Here is a 1,463-nt window from a genome sequence, read left to right as displayed (position 1 = left end):
TCCTCCAGCGACAGCGGCTTGCCCAGCACGCGCGCCATGCCGGCCTGCGCGCAGCGCTCGCGCTCCTGCGGCGTGACGTGGGCGGTGGCCGCCACCACCGGCAGCGACGGCCACCGCCGCAGCGCCCGCCGCGCCAGCGCGTAGCCGTCCATCCCCGGCATCGCCAGGTCCGTCAGCAACACGTCGTACTCCTCGCGCTCCAGCCACGCCAGCGCCGCTTCCCCGTCCTCGGCCGTGCGCACCTCGCAGCCCAGCAACGCAAGCTGCTCCTCGAACAACCGGCGGTTCACCAGGTTGTCTTCGGCCACCAGGATCCGCAGGGGCCGCGCCAGCACGCGACGGCCCGGCGACGCCGGCGCCAGCGCCCGGCCCTGCAACGCATGCCGCAACGCCCCCGCCAACCCGCCCAGCCCATACATGGACACGCTCAGCAGCCGGCCCGCCGCCGTGGGCAGGCCCGGGCCCGACATGGCGCAGTCGATCACCCACGCGGATTCCTCGATCAGGCGGTTCTCGTCCGCGGCCAGCCAGGTCTGGCGGGCGCCCCACAGGACCAGCGCGGCCGCGCCCTCCAGTTCCCGCTGGCCGACCTGCGCGGGATGGCCATAGCCCTGCGGCCGCAGCCCCCAGGCCGACAGCGCCTGGCCGACATAGGCGCGCTCGGCCTCGAAGGCCGCCACCAGCACCACCGACTGGCCGTCGAACCGCGGCAGATCGCGTTCGCCCGCGCATTCGCCCAGCGGCAGCCGCAGCGTGAAGCGGCTGCCCAGCCCCGGCTCGCTCTCGGCCGCCATCGTCCCGCCCATGGCCTGCGCCAGGCGCGAACACAGCGCCAGGCCCAGCCCGGTGCCGCCGAAGCGCCGGCTGATGGTGGCGTCGCCCTGGCTGAAGGCCCGGAACAGCCGGGCCATCTGCTCGGCCGACATGCCGATGCCCGTGTCCTCGACCTCGAACGCCGCCTGCGACCCCGCCTCGTCCAGCGCCAGCCGCAGCGTCACCTTGCCCGCGTTGGTGAACTTGATCGCGTTCGACAGCAGGTTGTGCAGAATCTGCCCCAGCCGCGTGGGATCGCCCCGCATCGGCTGGCTCACCGCCAGGCCCAGCTCGCCCACCAGCGCCAGCCCGCAGGCCTGCGCCATCGGCGCGAACATCCTCAAGGCCCGCGAGGCCACCTCCAGCGCATCGAACTCGATCTCCTCCAGGCGCAGCTCGCCCGCCTCGATCTTGGAGAAATCCAGCACGTCGCTGACCACCGACAGCAGGCCGTCGGAAGCCGAGCGGATCGTGTCGAGCCGGTCGCGCTGCGCCGCGTTCAGCGGCGAATGCGACAGCAGCTCCAGGTTGCCCAGGATGGCGTTGAGCGGCGTGCGGATCTCGTGGCTCATCGCCGCCAGGAACGCCGACTTGGCCGCGTTGGCCGAATCGGCCGCCTGGCGCGCCTTGCGCAACTGCTGCTCCACGCG

The 1,463-nt window shown here is 73.4% G+C and carries 1 protein-coding gene; it reads right to left on the bottom strand.

Annotated features, from left to right (window positions below; all coding sequences use genetic code 11):
• Positions 1–1,463, bottom strand: a 1,463-nt coding sequence (locus AVE30378_RS32435) for an ATP-binding protein (RefSeq protein WP_129247287.1), incomplete at both ends; no start/stop codon positions are given.

This window comes from Achromobacter veterisilvae (assembly GCF_900496975.1).
GTDB lineage: Bacteria > Pseudomonadota > Gammaproteobacteria > Burkholderiales > Burkholderiaceae_B > Achromobacter > Achromobacter veterisilvae.
Note: the sequence above shows the minus strand (reverse complement) of the source record. Positions and strands in the feature narration are given on the sequence as shown.